The sequence below is a fragment of the Yersinia thracica genome (assembly GCF_902170565.1).
GTDB classification, from domain to species: domain Bacteria; phylum Pseudomonadota; class Gammaproteobacteria; order Enterobacterales; family Enterobacteriaceae; genus Yersinia; species Yersinia thracica.
Map to the genome: position 1 here is coordinate 1 of NZ_CABHXX010000021.1, position 311 is coordinate 311.

A 311-nucleotide genomic window follows, 5' to 3' on the forward strand; every position below is an offset into this window, starting at 1 on the left:
TTCAGGAGATTGAGATCCTAAGTTCTTTCTCGCCTGCAGCAGGTTGGCGCGCGGTTTACGAAAATCATAATCATCGGTGCTATATAGCGCAGGGCCAATGATGTCTTCTTCCCGCCAATCATAGATCCCTGCGATTTCACTAGTCTTGCTATCTAAAGATTTTAGCGCAAGTTTATTCACGCCAGTGCCCTCATGTGCCTGTGGATGGTCAGCGAGCACCATCACATGCTGATCGGATTCATGACGGAAAAAGTAATAAATCCCCTCATGCTCCATCAAACGGCTAATAAAGGAAAAATCACTCTCCTGAT

The 311-nt window shown here is 46.0% G+C and carries 1 protein-coding gene; it reads right to left on the reverse strand.

The features are described from left to right. Nucleotides 1-311: contractile injection system protein, VgrG/Pvc8 family (locus FTA91_RS02425; RefSeq protein ID WP_268967483.1), on the reverse strand; the 311-nt coding region annotated here is incomplete at both ends.